Origin of the sequence: Microbulbifer okhotskensis, assembly GCF_023895975.1 — a bacterium.
Taxonomy (GTDB): Bacteria; Pseudomonadota; Gammaproteobacteria; order Pseudomonadales; family Cellvibrionaceae; genus Microbulbifer; species Microbulbifer okhotskensis.
In genome coordinates this window covers 1-207 of sequence record NZ_JALBWM010000612.1, presented here as the reverse complement: position 1 = coordinate 207, position 207 = coordinate 1, and the positions used below count along the sequence as shown (strand labels likewise).

Here is a 207-nt window from a genome sequence, read left to right as displayed (position 1 = left end):
ACCCCGGCCAGAGCCGCGGCCGCCAGTACCAGTTCGTTCAGTTCGCCACCGGGGGTGGGCACGACCATGATGATTTCGCCCACACCGGCGACCTTGGCCGGCAGCGCATTCATCAGCACCGATGACGGATAGGACGCCTTGCCGCCGGGCACATAGATACCCACCCGATCCATGGGCGTGACCTTCTGACCCAGCATGGTGCCGTCG

At 65.7% G+C, this 207-nt stretch carries 1 protein-coding gene; it reads right to left on the bottom strand.

The genetic code is table 11. The features are described 5' to 3' along the window. The coding region (locus MO867_RS23465; protein WP_252473584.1) for a histidinol dehydrogenase at positions 1–207 on the bottom strand (207 nt) is incomplete at both ends.